Origin of the sequence: Rossellomorea aquimaris (genome assembly GCF_000935355.1) — a bacterium.
Taxonomy (GTDB): domain Bacteria; phylum Bacillota; class Bacilli; order Bacillales; family Bacillaceae_B; genus Rossellomorea; species Rossellomorea aquimaris_B.
This window is the reverse complement of sequence record NZ_JXZC01000002.1, coordinates 177,402-196,942: the sequence shown is the minus strand read 5'-3', so window position 1 is coordinate 196,942 and position 19,541 is coordinate 177,402. Positions and strand designations below refer to the sequence as shown.

General features: G+C 43.1%; 21 protein-coding genes. 11 read left to right on the top strand and 10 right to left on the bottom strand.

The features are described 5' to 3' along the window. The first annotated feature begins 56 nt into the window (after positions 1–56). Positions 57–803 (top strand): YqcI/YcgG family protein, encoded by a 747-nt coding sequence (locus TV75_RS08150; protein ID WP_044338239.1) that lies wholly within the window; start codon positions 57–59, stop codon positions 801–803. Here TV75_RS08150 and TV75_RS08145 read toward each other — a convergent pair. Next, positions 800–2,119 (bottom strand): amino acid permease, encoded by a 1,320-nt coding sequence (locus tag TV75_RS08145; protein WP_044338238.1) that lies wholly within the window; start codon positions 2,117–2,119, stop codon positions 800–802. The two genes, TV75_RS08150 and TV75_RS08145, sit on opposite strands and share 4 nt — an antisense overlap. Before the next feature lie 101 nt (positions 2,120–2,220). On the opposite strand from TV75_RS08145, the gene TV75_RS08140 reads away from it, so the two are divergent. Continuing rightward, positions 2,221–3,192 carry an arginine deiminase family protein gene (locus TV75_RS08140; RefSeq protein WP_253275492.1) on the top strand — a complete coding sequence of 324 codons (972 nt, stop codon included), beginning with the start codon at positions 2,221–2,223 and terminating at the stop codon, positions 3,190–3,192. Between the two features lie 520 nt (positions 3,193–3,712). Next, positions 3,713–4,603 carry a TIGR01777 family oxidoreductase gene (locus tag TV75_RS08135; RefSeq protein WP_044338237.1) on the top strand — a complete coding sequence of 297 codons (891 nt, stop codon included), beginning with the start codon at positions 3,713–3,715 and terminating at the stop codon, positions 4,601–4,603. A gap of 35 nt (positions 4,604–4,638) precedes the next feature. On the opposite strand, the gene TV75_RS08130 is transcribed toward TV75_RS08135, so the two are convergent. Then, complete coding sequence (locus TV75_RS08130) at positions 4,639–5,022, bottom strand: winged helix-turn-helix transcriptional regulator (RefSeq protein ID WP_044338236.1); 384 nt, start codon at positions 5,020–5,022, stop codon at positions 4,639–4,641. A 132-nt stretch (positions 5,023–5,154) separates the two neighbouring features. Here TV75_RS08130 and TV75_RS08125 point away from each other — a divergent pair, with 132 nt between their 5' ends. Continuing rightward, the gene (locus TV75_RS08125; protein WP_044338235.1) at positions 5,155–6,135 is read left to right on the top strand and encodes a zinc-binding dehydrogenase; all 981 of its coding nucleotides are present in this window, start codon (positions 5,155–5,157) and stop codon (positions 6,133–6,135) included. A gap of 46 nt (positions 6,136–6,181) precedes the next feature. Here the strand turns inward: TV75_RS08125 and TV75_RS08120 are convergent, their stop codons facing one another. Both TV75_RS08120 and TV75_RS08115 read right to left on the bottom strand, forming a co-directional pair. Further along, positions 6,182–6,937, bottom strand: a complete 756-nt coding sequence (locus TV75_RS08120; RefSeq protein ID WP_044338234.1) for a sugar phosphate isomerase/epimerase family protein — start codon at positions 6,935–6,937, stop codon at positions 6,182–6,184. Between the two features lie 27 nt (positions 6,938–6,964). Further along, complete coding sequence (locus TV75_RS08115) at positions 6,965–7,399, bottom strand: MarR family winged helix-turn-helix transcriptional regulator (protein ID WP_044338233.1); 435 nt, start codon at positions 7,397–7,399, stop codon at positions 6,965–6,967. A 170-nt stretch (positions 7,400–7,569) separates the two neighbouring features. On the opposite strand from TV75_RS08115, the gene TV75_RS08110 reads away from it, so the two are divergent. Continuing rightward, positions 7,570–8,772, top strand: a complete 1,203-nt coding sequence (locus TV75_RS08110) for an MFS transporter (protein ID WP_044338232.1) — start codon at positions 7,570–7,572, stop codon at positions 8,770–8,772. 53 nt (positions 8,773–8,825) lie between these two features. On the opposite strand, the gene TV75_RS08105 is transcribed toward TV75_RS08110, so the two are convergent. Further along, on the bottom strand, positions 8,826–10,646 hold the full coding sequence (locus TV75_RS08105) for a Xaa-Pro dipeptidyl-peptidase (protein WP_044338231.1): 1,821 nt from the start codon (positions 10,644–10,646) through the stop codon (positions 8,826–8,828). Positions 10,647–10,942: 296 nt separating this feature from the next. Here TV75_RS08105 and TV75_RS21450 point away from each other — a divergent pair, with 296 nt between their 5' ends. After that, positions 10,943–11,098 carry a DUF1540 domain-containing protein gene (locus tag TV75_RS21450; RefSeq protein WP_082051198.1) on the top strand — a complete coding sequence of 52 codons (156 nt, stop codon included), beginning with the start codon at positions 10,943–10,945 and terminating at the stop codon, positions 11,096–11,098. Between the two features lie 100 nt (positions 11,099–11,198). Here TV75_RS21450 and TV75_RS08100 read toward each other — a convergent pair whose 3' ends face one another. Further along, positions 11,199–12,407, bottom strand: coding sequence for an MFS transporter (locus TV75_RS08100; RefSeq protein WP_044338230.1), 1,209 nt, complete (start codon positions 12,405–12,407; stop codon positions 11,199–11,201). A 250-nt stretch (positions 12,408–12,657) separates the two neighbouring features. On the opposite strand from TV75_RS08100, the gene TV75_RS08095 reads away from it, so the two are divergent. Continuing rightward, the gene (locus TV75_RS08095) at positions 12,658–13,656 is read left to right on the top strand and encodes a nuclease-related domain-containing protein (protein WP_044338229.1); all 999 of its coding nucleotides are present in this window, start codon (positions 12,658–12,660) and stop codon (positions 13,654–13,656) included. Positions 13,657–13,680: 24 nt separating this feature from the next. On the opposite strand, the gene TV75_RS08090 is transcribed toward TV75_RS08095, so the two are convergent. Further along, complete coding sequence (locus tag TV75_RS08090) at positions 13,681–13,995, bottom strand: winged helix-turn-helix transcriptional regulator (protein WP_044338228.1); 315 nt, start codon at positions 13,993–13,995, stop codon at positions 13,681–13,683. Positions 13,996–14,146: 151 nt separating this feature from the next. On the opposite strand from TV75_RS08090, the gene TV75_RS08085 reads away from it, so the two are divergent. From TV75_RS08085 to TV75_RS08075, 3 genes are all read left to right on the top strand, one after another. After that, positions 14,147–14,566, top strand: a complete 420-nt coding sequence (locus tag TV75_RS08085; RefSeq protein WP_044338227.1) for a DoxX family protein — start codon at positions 14,147–14,149, stop codon at positions 14,564–14,566. Next, positions 14,553–15,401 carry a VOC family protein gene (locus tag TV75_RS08080; RefSeq protein WP_044338226.1) on the top strand — a complete coding sequence of 283 codons (849 nt, stop codon included), beginning with the start codon at positions 14,553–14,555 and terminating at the stop codon, positions 15,399–15,401. The genes TV75_RS08085 and TV75_RS08080 overlap by 14 nt, the downstream gene beginning before the upstream one ends. 224 nt (positions 15,402–15,625) lie before the next feature. Beyond that, positions 15,626–16,603: an LLM class flavin-dependent oxidoreductase gene (locus tag TV75_RS08075; RefSeq protein WP_044338225.1), complete on the top strand. Its 978-nt coding sequence runs from the start codon at positions 15,626–15,628 to the stop codon at positions 16,601–16,603. Positions 16,604–16,703: 100 nt separating this feature from the next. Here the strand turns inward: TV75_RS08075 and TV75_RS08070 are convergent, their stop codons facing one another. The 3 genes from TV75_RS08070 to TV75_RS08060 all read right to left on the bottom strand — a co-directional run bounded on the left by TV75_RS08070 (position 16,704) and on the right by TV75_RS08060 (position 18,849). Beyond that, entirely contained in the window at positions 16,704–16,964 is a 261-nt protein-coding gene (locus TV75_RS08070) for a hypothetical protein (protein WP_044338224.1), read from the bottom strand. Positions 16,965–17,165: 201 nt separating this feature from the next. Next, positions 17,166–17,708, bottom strand: coding sequence for a DUF6944 family repetitive protein (locus tag TV75_RS08065; RefSeq protein WP_044338223.1), 543 nt, complete (start codon positions 17,706–17,708; stop codon positions 17,166–17,168). 58 nt (positions 17,709–17,766) lie between these two features. Next, complete coding sequence (locus TV75_RS08060; RefSeq protein WP_044338222.1) at positions 17,767–18,849, bottom strand: MBL fold metallo-hydrolase; 1,083 nt, start codon at positions 18,847–18,849, stop codon at positions 17,767–17,769. A 162-nt stretch (positions 18,850–19,011) separates the two neighbouring features. Here TV75_RS08060 and TV75_RS22180 point away from each other — a divergent pair, with 162 nt between their 5' ends. After that, positions 19,012–19,530, top strand: coding sequence for a DM13 domain-containing protein (locus tag TV75_RS22180; protein WP_044338221.1), 519 nt, complete (start codon positions 19,012–19,014; stop codon positions 19,528–19,530). The last annotated feature ends 11 nt before the right edge of the window (positions 19,531–19,541 follow it).

Genomic DNA, 19,541 nt, shown 5'->3' with positions numbered 1-19,541 from the left:
CCACCCGGCTCCCTCCTAATAGGATAAATGTGTAATCTTTAGGAGGGATCGGCTATATGTTACGTTCTAAAAGTTGGATCGATCAACACATGGATGAACTTACAAACTGGCAGCAATCAGCCTATAATCATTTCTCGGCAGTGATGTGCGACGAAAATCATCCATACCCATGTGTGCCTGGAAAACAAGGCTTTCATTCAGATACATTACGTTTCGGCTTTGCAGATGATCCGAGAAACGAAGAGGCATCCGAAGAGCTGGCGGACTTGCTCAAACAATACGGTGAAATCTCAAGGGATACAGGAACTTACGCATCTCTTGTCGTGTTTTTTAATTCAGAAGGTATAGGGGAAGATGCCCAGTCCATTGATTCGTATCAACGTATATTCTGGACTCTTTTAAATCGGGTGCATGAATTAGATGAAACACCTTGGCCGGACGGTATAGCGAAGGATCCCCATCATCATACATGGGAGTTTTGTTTTAATGGTGAACCGTATTTTGCCTTTTGTGCAACACCGGCTCACATCGTAAGGAAAAGCCGTCATTTTCCTTACTTTCTTGTAGCCTTCCAGCCTCGATGGGTGTTTGATGAAATTAACTCTTCCACTGCATTCGGTCAGAAATTAAAGAAAGTCATTCGGAAGCGTCTCATTGAATATGATGAGGCAGAGCCGCATCCAAGCCTGAAATGGTATGGTCAGGAAGATAACTACGAATGGAAACAGTATTATCTAAGTGACGATGAATCTTCACTTTCCAAGTGTCCCTTTTTAAATAGCCAAAAGAAAATCAAGAGTTAAAGCGTTCCGGCTTTAGCTCTTTTTCCTTTGATGAATGTCGCTATCCCAATAAGCATGATGAAACCGATGCTTACAAAGAACCCTATGCGACTCACATGATCAAGAAGTGTACCACTGATGGCCAATACAATGAGAAGGAGAGCAAAGAGTGTTTGGATGCGCTCCCAACCGGTTTTGCTCATCAGCTTGTGGAAGGAAGCCAGAATGAATATCCATGTGTATAAAAGCATGAGTCCCGCAGCTGTAGTGATATATTCGAATAGTCTATCCGGCAGGAGCATGGCAATGATAATGGACACAGCGACAACCAGGGTGGTAAGTCCGAAAGCAGGAAGGGGGACCTTCATTTTCCCCGTTTTGGCGAAAACTTTCGGAGCGTCCCCTTCTTCTGCCAATGCTACGAGCATCGTCGTGACAGCGTACAAAGAAGCAACCATGGTGGAAAACCCGGCAATAATCAGAATGGCATTGAAAACATGCGGGACCCAGGGAAGGTCATATTGTTTAAGTGCAGTAAGAAATGGACTTTCATTCGTATCGATCCTGCCTTCAGGTACGAGCTTTAATACGAGATAGAAGGATAAAAGATAAAGGATTGTTAAAATGAGAAGCATGATATTCCCGGACTTTGGCGCATCCTTGGGATCCTTAAGCTCCTGAGCCATCAACCCCATCACCTCAATTCCCCCAAATCCATAAAAGGCAAAAAGCAGGGCGAGCCAAAGCCCTTTTCCGTAATGGGGAAGAACGTCTTTTAATGGAGATTGAAGCTGTTGAGCCGAAGCTCCGATACCTGACCACCCAAACATGGCGGCACAAGCGATGATGACAAACATCACGATGGCTGCAATTTTCATGATGCCAAACAGATTCTCCATCTGCTCCACTTTTTGCACGCCCATCAAAATGATCAACAATCCAAGTCCTGCAAATCCGGCGGTGAAGACCCACAGGGGAACGGCAGGAAACCAAAATTGGGCAAAGAGAGCAAGAGCAGTCAGTTGACTCCCCATGATGAGCATTTCTGCGGACCAATAGACCCAGCCGTTACTGAACCCTGCCCATGATCCGTATGCCTGCTTTGCATAAGTTCGGAAGGACCCCTTTTCAGGATGATGTGCTGTCAACTTTGCAAGGGCTTGGAACACCATCCAGGTTCCGATACCAGCCAATAAATAAGCAATGAGAACCGAGGAGCCAGCCTTTTGAATGGGGATAGCCGATCCCAGAAAGTACCCGGTTCCAATGATACAGCCCACCCCGATGAAAGAAAGCTGCCACCAAGATAGATTCGTTTGATTTGTACATTTACTCATATGTTTTTTCACCTGACCTTTAACCTTCATAGTGTGACGCCAGGACTCATGAAATATGTGAAGGGAACAGAATGATTTTCTTGTGGAGGGAAACAGTAAAGGTGACTGAAAAAAAAGGAGGCTGGATCATCGTGAAAATTAATCCGAATTGCTGGAGTGAACATGGAGAATTAAAGACGGTGTTGGTGTGTTCGCCTTCTACATCGGATATACCCGATCAAAGAACCGCGGATTATGTGGGGTGGGAGAAGCCTGTTAACCAGGAGAGAGCCCAAGAAAACCACGAAGGAATGATCAGGGCGATGAAAGACGCTGGGGTAACGGTCGTTAATTACTCTGAATTCTTGACGGGTGAGAATGCTGCGCTCAATCATCAGTTGATCAACCGGGTATTTGTACGCGATTTAGCCTGTGTGTACGGGAATACTGTGATTCCAGGAGATGCGGGGATTACAATGAGAGCACCTGAATACGTTCATTGCCATGAGCTGTTTCAATCCTGGTTTGACGAAAAGACGTTTTCAATTAAAGACAATAACGGTTTGAAGGCATTGGAAAACGGTGATGTATTCGTTTTGAATAAGGATGCCGTCTTCATCAATACAGGAATGCGGACAAGTATTGAAAGTATAGAGGAGTTGAAGCAGAAAATCTTTCAAGCTGGATTTTCTGAGATAGGCATCATCGATTTACCCAGAACCGGGGAAACCATGCATCTGGATATGAACTGCAATGTGGCCGGGTCAGAACTGATCATTGCGAAGAGCTATATGAGACTTTTTCCGGTACAAATCATCGGAGAAAAGGGTGGCCGGTATGTGATGATGGAGGAATTTATTAAACGTCAAGGTTTTGAGGTACTATGGACGGATGACGTGAAGCATACGGTTGCTGATATCAACTTCTTAAATCTAGACCCTGAAACCCTTTTGGTAAGCACGAAAGCGAGTAAAAAGATATTGAAAGATCATCCGAAATTAAAAGGCAAGAATTTGATTGAAGTGGATGTGAATGAGCTTGAAAAGGGCGGTGGTGGAATCAGATGTATGACAATGCCTTTTGAGCGGGGATGACGGGATAGAAACCCTGATTTATTCGTTATCCCTAAAGAGACAAAAGGTTCATGATAACGACATCATCCATGGTCAACTGACATCATTTCCTGGGAAAAGATGTTGAATACTGTAGGGTAGTGAATATAGAGTTGAGCCCTTAGTTTCTATGTCTTTTATTAAAAAAGGAAAAGCCTACGATCAATTTTTGATCGCAGGCTTTTTCTATAAAGGAATTAATTTACCCCAACAGCATCCCATGCCGCTTTAATGGAATTGTAAGTAGAGCTGCTATCACGTAAAGATTTGCAGCCGACTGATTGGTACTGGTGCTGCCAATCCATCCTTACGTTTCATTACCACATCTGTCGGTTCATGGGCGATAACATCTAACCTACGGAACAGGGAAGTGAAGCGTGTGCCGTCACCACCTTTTTTGTATATGGGAATCAGGAGAAAATAGGGTTCATATTTGTTACAGGATTTGGTATGATTAATGTGAATTAATTCACAAACTTATGAGAAGAAATGAGCTGATACGGTGGAAGAGAAAATCGTCATAGCGGGGGGAACAGGTTTTATCGGCCAGTATCTTCAGAAAAAATTCCTTGATGAGGGTTATAAAGTGACCATCATTTCAAGACAGTCACCTCATGTATCCTGGGATCGCCCTAATGACATCGTTCAGTCATTAGAAGGTGCAGATATGCTCATCAATCTTGCAGGGAAGTCAGTAGACTGCCGTTACAATGAAAAAAATAAAGCGGAAATTTTCAGGTCCAGGACAGAAACAACGGAGATCTTAGGGAGTGCGCTTATACAGTGCCAGAATCCACCCTCCTTATGGATCAATTCCAGCACGGCAACGATCTATCGTCACGCAGAGGACCGACCCATGACGGAGGAAGATGGGGATATCGGTACGGGCTTTTCAGTTGAAGTAGCAAAGAAATGGGAGGAAGCATTCTTTTCCTTTTCTTTACCGGCAACCAGGCAGGCAGCTCTAAGGATCGCCATCGTTTTAGGGCCGGATGGAGGTGTGATGACACCATATAAAAATCTCGTCAAATATGGTCTCGGAGGGGTGCAGGGTCCGGGGGATCAGAGATTCAGCTGGATTCATGTAGAAGACGTGTTCCGGATCATTCTTTTTCTGAATGAGGAGAAGGAGTTAAGTGGGGTGTTCAACTGTTCATCTCCAAATCCGGTCACCAATCGTGAATTCATGTCACACTTAAGAACCGCTATGAACAAGAAGATAGGGCTCCCGACACCGAAATGGATGCTTGAAGCAGGCGCCTTGTTTATCAAAACGGAAACCGAACTGGTTCTGAAAAGCAGATGGGTCATTCCGAAACGGTTGGAAAAAGCAGGATTCGTTTTTCAATATGATACATTGGAAAAGGCGCTTAGGCATATCCTGGAAAAGTAAGGATGAAAGGACTTGTCCCTTGCGACAAGTCCTTTTTAACGCTCCTGATTCTTATCCATGAAATTATAAGTCGTCCAACAACGATTCATCTCGATCCCTTTTTGCTCCGCATACTCATCGCCCCATTTACACATTTCAAAGAGGGTGGTTTGCAACTTCTTCCCCATCTCAGTCGTCGAATATTCGACTTTCGGCGGAACTTCCTGATACACGGTGCGCGTGACCAGGCCGTGCTCTTCCAACTCCCGTAGCTGCTGGGTAAGCATTTTTTGAGTGATATTGGGAAGGGAACGCTTCAATTCGTTAAATCTCTTCACTCCTTCGTTTAAATTCCACAGTATGAGTACCTTCCATTTTCCTCCTATGACATCGATGACCAGGTCGATGGCGCATTGGTATTCTGGGTTTAATTGTTTCATTTGAGTACCTCCTTGGTTTCTAAACGGTAACTAGGATACTAAATAGTGCCTACTTGTTTAACAACTTTATAGTATATATTATATACCATATAGACAAATTAATCATAAAACTCTAATGGGAGATGAATAGATATGAAAGCACTGCTTTTAAAAGATAAAGGTTTATGGAAAGACATGAAGGTCGAGGAATTTGAAACACCATCACCACAGAAAGGGGAACTTCTTGTAGAAGTCCATGCAGTCGGGTTGAATCCGGTTGATTATAAGACAGCTACGAATGGAATGCCTGTGTGGTCCTATCCACATATTCTCGGTCTTGATGTGGCAGGAGTGGTAGTGGAAACAGGTGAGGGAGTGACCGATTGGAAGAAGGGAGATCGAGTTGTTTACCATGGTGACTTTACTAAAAAAGGCGGCTATGCGGAATATGCGGTCATCAATGCGCATACCGTTTCACGCATTCCTGAAAGTGTGACATTTGAAGATGCTGCGGCTCTTCCGACGGCAGGTTACACAGCTTATCAAGCACTTCATCGTAAATTACCGTTAGATCAGGTAAATACAATTCTGATCCATGGCGGTGCCGGAGGAGTAGGAGGGTTTGGCGTGCAGCTTGCAAAACTCGCAGGTAAGACCGTCATATCCACTGCTTCCCGTCACAATCATGAATATGTCAAATCTCTCGGGGCAGATTACGTCATCGATTATCGTGAAGAAGACGTGAATGGAAAAGTGATGGAAATCACAAATGGCCGTGGAGTGGACGCTGTAGTCGACGCGGTAAGCAGACAAAGTGCAACAGATTCCTTGGACGCATTGGCCTACATGGGACATATGGTGTACATCGCAGGTGCTCCTGATTTCACTAAAATCAAATCATTCACTAAAGTGGTTTCTTACCATGAGATTGCCTTGGCGGCTGCACATCAATCAAATGATGTTTTCGCTCAGAAAGATTTCGCCGTCATCGGGGATGACATGCTTTCCTTATTAGAACAAGGGAAATTAGATGCGATGCTGAAAGAGACCGTCTCACTTGAGGAAGTTCCTGAAGCATTGAGCCGTCTTTCAGAACGTCATGTGAAAGGGAAAATAGTGGCCAAATTAAAATAATGTGACAAAAAAGGAGAGCTTGTTGTGACAGGCTCTCCTTCTTACTTTATAGGTTGTTTTGACGCAAATATTCTAAACTCATCCTGACGCTTTCAATAGGGGAAATCCTGGACTGGTCCTGTTCCACGATCCACCAGTCCACACCACTATGTATACCATAGTCGAGAACAGAAGCGAGGTCCACACCTCCCGTTCCCAGTTCAGCAAAAAACCGTTCCCCGTCCAACGTCATGTCTTTCAAATGTACAAGAGGGGTTCGTCCCTGATATCGTTTCAACCATTCCACAGGCCTTTCTCCAGCAAAGGTCAGCCAGTAAATATCAAACTCAGCCTTTACCCAATGTGGGTTCGTTTCATTCAAAATCATTTCCAGTGCCGGTTTTCCGGTGGATAGGGTGGTTAATTCAAAATCGTGATTATGATAGCAAAGGGTGATCCCTTCGTTAAAGCATAATTCCCCAATGGAATTTAAGTCATCAACCAATTGAACATAATGTTTCTCTGTTCTCTCTTCAGGTGGAAGATAAGGACAGACAATGTAGCTGCTGGAAAGCTCCAGTTGATCATGAATCACTTTCTGGACATCGTTTCTCAGTTCAGAGAGCGGAATATGACTTGAAGCGACACGGAGATCCAGACTATCGAGTGTGCCCTTAAGTTCTTTCGCGGATAACCCGCCATGGCCGGCCAGCTCAACACCCTCATATCCCAACCGTGCCACTTGTTGAAGTGTCCCTGTAAAATCTTTTTCCATTTCGTTTCGCAGAGTATACATTTGCAGGGCAATCGGTATTTTTTTCATGGTCACACTCCTTTTAGATGGTGGTATTTATTTTCTTGAAATATTCTCATTCATTTGAGAAAGGACGCTCTTATATACTTCTAATTTTTCCTCCGAAATACCTTTAAGAATCGTTTCGTCATATAAACCTTCTATAAAAGGGGACAGCTCATCCTTGGCAGTCATGCCTTTCTGCGAGATGAAAATTAAAAATGATCTTCTATCTTCCAGGTTCCTCTGTTTGTATATCAGTTCTTTCCGTTCCAAAATGTCGAGGATTCTCGTCAGGGTTGGCTGATCCTTTTCTGATTTCATGGCAAGTTCTTTCTGACTGATTCCATCCTGTTCAGCTAAGCGCTTTAGAACCGTCCACTGTTCGGGTGTAACATCAAATTCCTTCAGATGCAGGGTGAGGAATCGAATGATATTCTTCACTGTATGGCTCGTGTACAAGCCGATGGATTCATCACGGGAAATAGTCATTGGTTTCACCTACTACATTCATTTTCTTCCTTTAATCATACATGAAATCCAGGGTGTTTTGAGAGGTTTAATAAAAGAAATTAAAATTACTTGTCAAAACAACTACATTTACAAATATACATGTTGTGGATATAATTAGTATAACAACTAATTGAGTGAAGGAGAATCTTATGAGTCATACAACTCCATCAACTATATGGACACGACCATTCTTTATGGCACTAGTAAACAACTTTTTTATATTTCTTGTATTTTATTCGTTGTTAACGGTACTGCCCCTTTATGTGATCGATGAACTCCAAGGAACGGAAGGGGAGGCAGGACTCGCTACCACCATCTTCTTGCTATCAGCGATCATTGTCCGGCCTTTCTCCGGAAAAATCATTGAACGGTTAGGGAAACGAAAAACGCTCATCCTCAGCGTATTATTTTTTGGCATTTCTTCATACTTGTACTTTTGGGTCAATGATTTTTACCTTTTAATGGGGCTGCGGTTTTTTCATGGGATTTGGTTCAGTATCAGTTCCACGGTTTTAGTCGCGATCGCAGCAGATATGATTCCTTCTCACCGGAAAGGAGAAGGGCTGGGTTACTTCGCAATGTCGATGAACTTAGCTGTTGTCGCAGGACCGTTCATTTCGTTGGCCTTGGTTCAATGGGTTTCCTATACGACCCTTTTCTTGGGGCTTGCGTTAGTCATAGTCATAGGTTTCCTTTGTTCTTTCGGCATTCAGGTCATAGAGGAGGGTGTCGAATCGAAAGAGCCCAGGAGCTTAACCTTTAAGGATTTGGTGGAAGTTAAAGCGATACCGATCGCACTTGTGGGATTTTTAACTTCATTTGCATACTCAGGCATCATGTCGTTTATTTCCGTCTATGCCAAATCCATCGGATTATTTGACTCAGTCAGCTTATTTTTCGTTGTTTTCGCAACCGCCATGCTCCTTTCACGCCCATTTACAGGACGTTTATTCGACCGATCAGGACCGGATGCAGTCATCTATCCATCCTTATTTATTTTTGCCATTGGTTTGATTTTGTTGAGTGCCACACATTCCGTCGTTCTATTATTGATTGCTGGAACACTCATCGGACTCGGATATGGGGCACTTCTTCCAAGTTTTCAGACGATGTCCATACAGGCCGCACCAAAAAAAAGGACGGGGCATGCGACCGCAACGTTCTTTATTTTTTACGATCTGGGGATTGCGGTGGGATCGTTTGTGTTGGGAGTCGTTTCATTTCAGCTTGGATTTTCTGCTTTGTATATTATTTGCGCCTTGGTGGTTTTACTGACGGTTCTGGCTTATAAATTTTTTACGAAGAAAGCAAGATGTGCAAGGAAAGAAAGAGCAGAGGTTCTGGAGATGTGAAAGAGAAAGTGAAAAGCAGAGGGTTTCCACCTCTGCTTTTCTTGTTTTAATGATTATTCCCACGCTAATGCTTTTTTTCCATTTAAGAGAGGAAGGGTTATATGACTTCTCTCGGGATCAATGGTAATGATCGTTCCGGGATCAGGACGTAAAGTATAGTTGTAATCACTTGAAAGGATGATGACCCCTAATCTTTCTCCTTCGTCAAACACATAATCGTCGGGCTGCATATCCCATGTAAAGGTATATTCCCGTTCTGGTGTTAAGGCAATTGAACGATCGTCTTTTCGAAGATTTTGAGGGTCCATCCACCCACGGGTTACAATCTCGACCGAGTTATCAGAATCATATTTAACAAGCAGTGCGGTTAAGTTGGCTGTTGGCTCGCTGATGCTTGCCCTAAGGGATATTTCAGGGGTCCCACTCAGACGAACCGCCTTTGTTAAAGGCGAGGTAGTATAGGAAAGCCTGTTGTCAGAATGCATGTCAGGATTTTCAGCTAACGTTTCCGCTTTTATCAGGGCATTATCCACAAAGGATTGACTCTGCTTATTCTTATTCGGGACAGGTTTCAGGCTGAAGTTTCCACCGATTCCATCCTGATCTGGTTGTAAATACAGTTTAGCTTCTTCTGTACCTGGAACCGGCCAGTTTTCTTCAGTGCCCCATGATTGATCTTCACGTTGAATATCGATCATCGGCTCATCCATAACATCATTATTGATATCATACAACCAATAATCAAACCATTTATTTAGTGTAGGTAACCAGGCATCTTGTCTAAAATAATAAGGAGTGGAATGTCCACCTTGGTGCAGCCACATTTTACGTGGAACATCATTCTTCTCCAAAGCTTTCCACCAGTCGGAGAAATGTTTTGTTTTTACGTTCCAATCGTTTAAACCATGAACCATGAATACACTGGCTTCAACTTTGTCAGCGTCTTTGGTGTAGTCACGTTGACTCCAGAAGCTGTTATAGTCTCCAGATGTTCGATCCTGCCCGGAGGTTAAGTCTTCAATGATAGGCCGGCATGCTTCGGGAGTATCCCTTGTGAGAACGGCCTCGGCTAAATTGTCTGCATCTTCCCCTTGGTATCCCCCGGGAGCAATGACCGCGCCATTAGAGCGATAATAATCATACCATGAGCTGATCGCTGCTATAGGTACAATGGTTTTAAGTCCTTCCACTCCTGTAGTGGCTACAGCATTGGGAAGAGTCCCGTTGTAGGACACACCGGTCATGCCTACATTTCCAGTGGACCAGTCTGCCGATACTTTCTCACCATCAGCATTGTAAGCATCTGCCCGTCCATTCAACCAATCAATGACGGCACGGGTACCAAGGATTTCATGTTGATCTCCCGTTGTCGGACACCCATCAGACAACCCTGTCCCTACGCTTTCTGCCAACACAACAGCGTAACCCCTCGGTACAAAATAATCATCATAGTAGCCACGAAGATCTGCTTGAGGTCTTCCAGTCTCTCCTTTCCCTTTTCGTGGTACAGTATTCAATTCAACATCTACATCATAAACAGGTACATTCTTGATGCCTGATCGATAGGGGCTCATTTCGTAAATAACTGGTACTTTCAGACCGTTATTTGTTTCCTTCGGTCGGATGATGTCTGCCCGGACGCGATCCGGTTTTCCATCTCGATCACTATCTGTTGAGGTTTCTACAAAGACTCTTTCAATGATTGCATCTTGATGGGAAAAGACAGGCTGAGTCATTCCGTTTTCAACCTTAATTTCTGGAAGTGTGTTTGATGGCTCTGTTGCATTTACAACAGTAGAGGTAGCGAATCCACTTGTCAGAAGCGGAATCGAAAGTGAGGTGGTGAATACCATTTTCAAAAATGCACTCTTCATAAAATTCCTCCTAAACCTTATTCGTCATTCTTTTACAGAATAAACCAAATAAACAGATTATTCGAAAGCCGAAAGACCTGTTTTTGGAAAAAATGAGTTTTTTAGACATAAGAAAAAAGGCGGGGGATGAAACCCCACACCTTCATTTTTTTATAAGTAGGAAGATACATTGTAAGAGTTAATAGTATGTAAAAAACGCCTTAAATTAGTGGTTAAAGTAAATGATCATAGGAAAATGAGTATGAAGAAGACAAAAAAAGTGAATTCTAATCACTAATAGGGGAGGTGTAAAAAACATGGCACAAGACGTACTATGTGAAGTAAGCAACTGCAAATACAACCGTGAAGGCAAAAAGTGCTCTGCCGACCAGATTTTCGTTGTCAGTCACAAAGGAAACAAAGCCCACAATAGCGAAGAAACAGATTGTAAAACATTCGATCCTGGTATGTAATGGAAGGGAAGGCAACCATAGGCGTGGTTGTCTTCTTTTTGTATAGTATTGATAATAATTCTCATTCTTATACAAAAAAAAGCTCACTTTTGTGAGCTTCTCATTGATTAACAGCCTGTTCCGATAAAGTGGTCGTTCTAAGCTGTCGGTATCTTGAGTAGAAAAGTCCTGTCATTACGAAGGACAAACATCCGAATAATACGGTCATGATCTGCAGCCCGACAAGATCCAATAGCAGTCCTGTCAAGAGGAGCACAACTTGGAAAATCAGTCTGTCGAGCATGTTTCTAAATGAAAAGAAACGACCGTGAAATTCTTTTGGCACCCGCGTTTGAAAAATTGTGGCAGCCGTCGGGAAAAAGCATCCTACTGCAAAACCAAAAACAGTAAATGCCAGCACAGATAATAACGGGCTGGTCGCAAAATAAAGAAGCAGTTGGGCAATCCCGATGACGAAACTGAAAAAGAACAAGATTTTGTAGGGTGACACCTTTTCACCCATTTTCTTTACAGCAAAAGCACCTGTCATAAAGGCGATTCCTTCGGCAGTATAGATCCACCCTTTTATGGCAGAACTATCTTGCAGCTCACTGATATTGATAACCATCAGGTTGAAACCACCAATAAACAGTAATGGGATCAATGTCATCACAAGGGTCATGAATACAATGGGCAGCCCCTTAATGACGGGGAATACTTCATTGAAGCCGGCCCCTTTTGTTTTTTTATCTTGCTGTTTGGATGTTGACGTTTCTTCTATTGTCAGGAACCAGGTCATGACGAATAGGGCTAAATAGGCCACTAATGATAATAAGTACAACATCGATAAGGAGATAACCACCAATAGAATTCCAGCCAACGCCGTACCAAGTATTCTTGAAAGGGTGGCCACATTCATATGGACCCCATTCATTTGAAGCAATTCCTTTTCTTTCACCACCATGGGAATGGCGGCTTGAAGAGCAGGGAAATAGAAAGCGGCAGAAATTTGGATGCTAACTAAGAAAACGACCATCCACAGAACCGACCCTGTGGAAATCGCAATCAACATAAAAACAACACTTAATGCCCTGGTGAAGCCAGAGATCAGCATCACCGTTTTCTTATTCGCCTGATCCGTTATCCTGCCGGCCAAAGGTCCAACGGCAAGTCCGGCGAGAAGCCCAGAAGCGAGAATCACCGACTTCAGGAAATCAGAAGGCACCTTCTCCTGCATAAACTCCAGATTACCAATGATCCCCAGCCACAATCCAAGGCCTGCAATAAATTCACCTATCAATAATATCCACACATTTTTATTTCTCCACATATAGGTCCGTCCCTCGCAGTCAATTTATTTCGCTTCTCTAAATATACTATGGGTGGAGGGGAATGGGAATGATTTTTTTGTGTGGGGGGTGGTTGGGTGTATGGGGGAAAAGGGTGTTCGCTGATAAAACTGAGATTTCGCTGATAAATCGTGATTTTCGCTGATATAATTCGAATACGCCATCTAGAAGCAGGATTTTCTGCAGTTCAAGGAGAATACATGTATTATAAAACCCGATTGGAGTGATAAAATGATCGAAAAAGAACGAATAATGCCTCGAATCATCCTGATTTTGCAAGCTCTACTTCGCCGGTTACCCCTCAATCATCCAAAACTGCACATGATATCCGAGGAACTTGGTAAAAGAATGGCAGGATTCAGGGGAGAGAAAGCTCTAGATTATACTTTAAGCTTTTTAGACCCTAAAAAATACTACATTCTCCACGATCTGCGACTTCCCCGCAATTCCCACAAGGATAGCTTCTTTCAAATAGACACTTTACTCATCACAAGCAAATTCTTTCTCATAATTGAAGTCAAATTCCTTGCAGGTACTGCGTTTTTTGACCCTAATTTCAACCAGTTAATACAAACAAAAGATGGAATTGAATCAGCCTTACCGGACCCTACTCTCCAAATCAAACGACAAGAAAGTCAGCTATTGAAATGGTTAAAAGAGAACGGATTGCCCTCCATCCCCATTTTCTCTTGCGTAGTCATGAGCAACGATCGGACTATCATTAAAACCTCTCCTGATAACAAGACACTTCAAAAAATCGTCATCCACCGTGATTCTCTATTGGACAAGGTGAAATATATTGAGAACTCTCTTCAAAAAGAGACGGCCACGCCTAAAGAAATTAAAAAAATCGTTCGTAGCTTGAAAAGACAACACGAAGAACCTGATCCATCTGTCTTGGAGAGATTTAACATTACAGAGGGTGAGCTGTTAAAGGGGGTTATATGTGAAGATTGCAATTATCGGCCATTAGTAAGGAAACATGGCAAATGGTTTTGTATGAATTGTAAAAGTGAAAATATTAATGCTCATATCCAAGCCCTTAAAGATTATGAACTTTTGATTGGTCCTAAAATAAGTAACGTGAAACTAAGAAATTTTTTGAAACTCAATTCTCCTCATGTTGCGAAAAGACTCCTCCAATCCTTAAACCTCCCCACAACTGGCATCAAAAAAGGAAAACAATACATCCTATTATTCGATGAGAGCCCACCCCGAAAACATAAATAAAAAACCCGCCAACCTGACGAGTTTTCATTCCTTCTCAATCCACTCCTGGGACCACTTCTCTATATCTTTCATTAAAGGTTCTAAAGAATAACCCTTCTTTGTTAATGAATATTCTATACGCACTGGTGTTTCAGGGTAGACGTCCCGTTTTACGATTCCTTCTTCTTCAAGATCCTTCAATCTCTCTGAAAGAAGTCTGCCGCTGATTCCGATTGCGTCTTTGATGGTGCAGTTACGTTGTGGACCGGAAAGCAATTGATAAATGATGAGTGCTGTCCATCGCTGACTTAAGATGCCGATTGCTTTTTCGAATCTTGGACAAATTTCTGATTGATTCACTCTGTCAACGCCTCCTTCTTTGTAACTAGTATACCACATAACTAACATTTTAGTAATTTAATTACTTGACAGTATTAGGTTATTAAAATAATATAAGTTACATAAAGTAACTGACTTTAATATAATAACAACAAGGAAGGGAGATGACTAAATGTTACAGAATCACTTACTAGGGGCATTTATTTTAAGGGTATTTCTAGGAATCACCTTTTTCATTCACGGTTTGACTAAGTTTCAGGGAGGGATAGAAAATACGGTCGGTTTCTTTCAAAGCTTAGGACTGCCGGGATTTACAGCATATGCAGTCGCAATCATTGAGATGGTCGGCGGGTTGGCGATGATCCTGGGATTTGGCACTCGCATTATTGCAGTTCTATTTGCGTTCGTCATGGCAGGAGCAATCGTAAAAGTGAAATTAGCTGCCGGTTTCTTAGGGAATGGGCAGATGGCAGGATATGAATTGGATTTAGCACTGCTTGCGATCTCATTATATTTTGTCGTGGCTCAGGAGTCATTGTTCTCAATAGACCAGAAGTTTTCGAATTGGAGGAATAAAGATGAACTTTCATAAAGAGCCGCACATATTTGTTGGGGAAGTGAATATAAAAGTCGAAAACTTAGAGCGGTCGCTCTCCTTTTACCAAGAAGTAATCGGATTTCAAGTGTTGGAGCAGACCGAGAAAAGAGCGACTCTGACGGCAGATGGCATCCGCCCATTAGTATCTCTGGAGCAACCTGAAAATGTTACTCCTAAGCAGCCAGGGACGACAGGATTGTACCACTTTGCCCTGTTGTTACCGAATAGAACAGATCTCGGAAAAATATTAGAACATCTTATAAAGCTGAATATTCAACTTGGATCCTCTGATCATCTGGTCAGTGAAGCGTTGTATTTATCAGATCCCGATGGAAATGGAATCGAGATTTACAGGGACCGTCCCTCATCTGACTGGACATGGAATGGCAATCAAGTAGAGATGGCCGTTGATCCGATCGACGCACGGGGAATATTGGCTGAGGCTCATGGACAATCGTGGGATGGGCTTCCTGCCGGCACCGTTATGGGGCATATTCATCTGCATGTTTCAGATTTGAAATCAACTGAAGAATTTTATGGCAGGGGAATTGGCTTCGATGTAGTCAGTCGATTTGGAAGTCAGGCACTATTCATATCAACAGGTGGATACCATCATCACATCGGACTCAACACCTGGAACGGGGTAGGGGCTCCGAGGCCAGCTGAAAACAGTGTCGGTCTTAACTGGTTCACCTTACATTTCCCATCAGAAGAAAAGCGGGCAACCATCATCCGAAAGCTCCAATCCATGGGAGCGACCATCCAGGAACAAAACGGAAGACTCCTGACCGAAGACCCTTCAGGCAACCGGATCTATTTAAGCTTGTAAGGGGAGAGGGACGGACCTCAAAATGAGGTCCGTCCCTCTTGCACATTATCACCGAAACCCTTATTCCATAGCGTTAAATCCATGCTGCAATACGAAGTTCGTCATCTGCACTCCTAGGTTCCAAGGTCCGTCCCTCAGGCAAGGTTTTTTGTTTGATGGGAAATTCGTGTGATAATGTTGGGGACATACTAAGTGATAGTCAGAATGGCAGGGGAGTGGCATGAATGAAGTTAAGTGTATTGGATCAGTCTGTGATTTCCAAGGGGGAGGATGCGCGGACGGCATTTCAACATACGTTGACCCTTGCACAGCGAACCGAGGAGCTTGGGTATACCCGTTTTTGGGTCGCAGAGCATCATAATACGAATGGTCTTGCGGGTTCTGCTCCTCAAGTGTTGATTTCTCATATTGCATCTAAGACGAATTCGATTCGGGTCGGATCCGGAGGGGTGCTTCTTCCACAGTATAGCCCTTACAAAATTGCAGAGGACTTTAATGTATTGGAAACCCTTTTTCCGAATCGAATCGATCTTGGGATCGGCCGGTCGCCTGGTGGTTCGTATGAGACAAGGCTGGCGCTGACGGATGGATTAAAGAAGAGTATGAATGAGTTTCCCGGACAGGTAGAAGCCCTTCAAAACTATTTGCACCATTCAAATGACCAAGCAGTCAAGGCTTATCCAAAAGTGACGGCGCCACCTATTCCTTGGATATTAGGGATCACCCACAGGGGGGCACGCGTGGCTGCTGAGCAGGGGACCGCTTTCACATATGGTCACTTTATCAATCCTGTAAATGGGAAAAGAGCTCTGGACTACTATCATTCTCATTTTCAGCCTTCCCTGTCTTTATCCCAACCTGAGAGCAATGTTTGTATCTTTATCGTCTGTGCTCCAACGCAAGAGGAAGCTGAAGAAATTGCCATCACTCAGGATTTATGGCTATTAGCCGTAGAGAAGGGAAGAGACACGAGAATTCCCTCCAAGGAAGAAGCAAAAGCAAGAACGCTGACACAGTTGGAAAAAGTTAAAGTGAAAGAAAACCGAAAGCGGGCCATTATAGGGACGCCTCAAAAGGTGAGGGAGGAACTTCAAATGCTGAGTGAAATCTATCAGACGGATGAATTTATGATCATTACCAATGTAGATCAGTTTGAAGATAAAATAAGATCATATGAGCTCATTGCGGAAACGATCCTTTAGACAGGTTAAATCTGAAGTATGTACTTCAAAATCAATGGATGAATAAAAGGAGCCAGTGTACGTGGAATACGTGCGCTGGCTCCTTTTTTGTATGAATGTATTAATAATAATAAGGGTAAGGAGGATAACCATAATAAGGTGGTGGATATCCGTATCCATATCCATAACCGTAAGGACTTAAAAGGGCCGCACCCAGAAGTCCGCCGGCAAGTCCTCCTAAAAACGGGTTAAATCCAAACGGGCGCCTTCCAAATCCCCCGTAGCCGAACCCAGGTCTTCCAAACCCCACACGTCCGATGGGGCGGCGTATATCATGGTAATCTATAAATGTTTCATAACCGGTAAAGTGTAAATCATTCATAGCATTAACCTCCTCTCTATCTATGGTTATGGATATTCGCCCTTACACCAAATGGTATGGGCATCAACCTATAAAGAGAGATTTTAAGAAGGTAGGCCTATGTCGATTTTCACAAGTAGGATAACTGTAAATCCTTTTTAAAATAAAGAGCAGCCAACCCGGTTGCCCTACATATCGAATATCGAGGTATGTAAAACAACTTTATGAGGATGGCTCTTTCGTTTGAACTAATGCGGAAATGATCGCACCGATTGCCTGTATCCAGCTGCCCACCACATTAATATTGCCACTGTCTCTTTCATTTAATTCGAGGATTCCAGCAATGGCCTGGAGTGAGTTACCGATAATCTGAAGGAGATTACCGTATATAGAATAAAGCTCCTCCAACGTATGTTCTTCATCAAATGAATCGGCAAGTGCAGCCCCTCCCCCTAATGCCTGGAGAAGATTTCCTTTAATGTTCAGCTCTTGCTTCGTAATGTCATTAAACTTAATGAGTATACCGGCTATAACGGTTACGTTTCCAATCGCTTGAATTTCATTCCCTGCTTTCGTCAAGGTAAAATCATCTATTGCATCTGCCTCTAAAGCATTTCCGGTTGCTTGTAATTCATTTCCTACGAGATTGAACGAGTTTAAAGTCTCCTCTGGAATGCTCCTGATAGGGGTGCTGCCAATAGCGGCAATGACCGTTCCTATTGCCGCAACCCATGCTCCGAATATGGCTTTTTGTTCATTGCCCATAGTATAATCGCCTACTTTGAAGTTCTTAGATATTGTATACAACTAGGCGATGGTTGGTTCATTCCCACCATTTAGAAGAGGGATAGTAATCACCTTCTACTGGAAATGTTTCTCCGATTCTCGGGGTGACAACATGGACCCCTTGTTCTGCCCCGCATTCCGTCACTCGTTTAATGGGATCTGTCCATTCATGAAAAGATAACGTGAAAGCACCCCAATGTATGGGCAACAGCCGTTTTCCTTTCACATCCATATGTGCTTGTACGGTCTCTTCCGGGCTCATATGTATCGGTGCCCATCTGGGATCGTATTGACCACATTCCATCAGGCACAAGTCGAATGGGCCATATATAAGGCCGATCTCTTTAAAATGAGGCCCATATCCACTATCTCCGCTGAAAAAGATTCTGGAAGAGTTCCCAATGATACACCATGAACACCACAAGGTAGCATTACGATCATGTAAGCTTCTCCCTGAAAAATGTCTTGCCGGGGTACAAGCCAGAGTGAGACCATCCCATTCAACCTCATCCCACCAATCAAGCTCTTTTATGTGACCGGAATGGACTCCCCATCTCTCCAGGTGACTCCCTACTCCAATGGGAACAAAAAACTGCTTCACTTTGCCCCTTAGCTTTCGAATGGTGCCATAATCGAGATGATCGTAATGATCATGGGAAAATATCACAGCATCGATGGAGGGCAGTTTATCTATTTCAAAAGGCAGTTCTGTGCTATACCGTTTTCCACCGATCCAAGGAAACGGGGATGGAGCACGACCAAACATGGGATCAAGAAGGAGTCTTTTCCCACCAATCTCAACCATTGAAGCTGAATGGCCAAACCAACTTATTTTTGTAATGGAATGAGGATGGTCAAAGGATGGAAATCTGACCATTGGAATATCGCGATCAGGTTTACGGTTGGAATTTCTTTTCATAAGATCCCGGATCATCGTAAGAGACGTGAAAAAGCTGGTATCCATAGAGGTTGGGATTGAATTGTTAAATGAGCCTTTTGAATGCTGAGGGGATGATTGAACGCGTTCAAGGGAAGGCTTCTTGCCAAACGCGGGGTAGAATCTGAGAATCAGGAAGGTAAACAAGAGTATAGCGATCAGCAAAAATATAAATAGTAGCATGCATTTTGCTCCTTTTCATTCGATATCTTTACTATCTCAGATTAACTTATGACTGTCCAAAATGAAGTCGGTATAACATTTAAGAATTAATTAAGATTTCCGTTAAGAATCCGTAAGGGTTGTTTAGTAAACTATCGTTAATCATAGTGAGGGGATGATCAAATGAAAAGATGGATGATTGGAATAGCTATAGCAGGAGCTTTGGGAGTGGGGTGGTGGCTGATCTCTCCGTTGTTTTTGGATAAGGTCGTGAACGAATCGGCTGTTTCATCGTCTTCCGGATCCATTATGAAAGACCAAGGAGAGAATAGTATGAAAGAAACCGATTCATCTTCGCCAGACGAAATGACAAACGATACAATGAAAATAAATGAGTTAGTCGGGACCTTTCAGGGAGCAGATGAAAATCACGAAGCAAAAGGAAAAGTGAGTGTATCAGAAAAAAATATCCGATTGGAAAATTTTGAAGTGACCAATGGACCGGATCTTTACGTTTACTTAGTAGAAGAAGGTCAGAAAACCAAAGAAGGAATTTCACTGGGTAAATTAAAGGGGAACATCGGCAATCAAAATTATGAAATACCAGGAGATCATTCTGCATCATCAGGAATGGACATTGTCATCTGGTGTAAACAATTTAATGTGGATTTCGGTCGTGCTGAGTTAGGTAAAGCGATGTAAAGGAGAGTAAA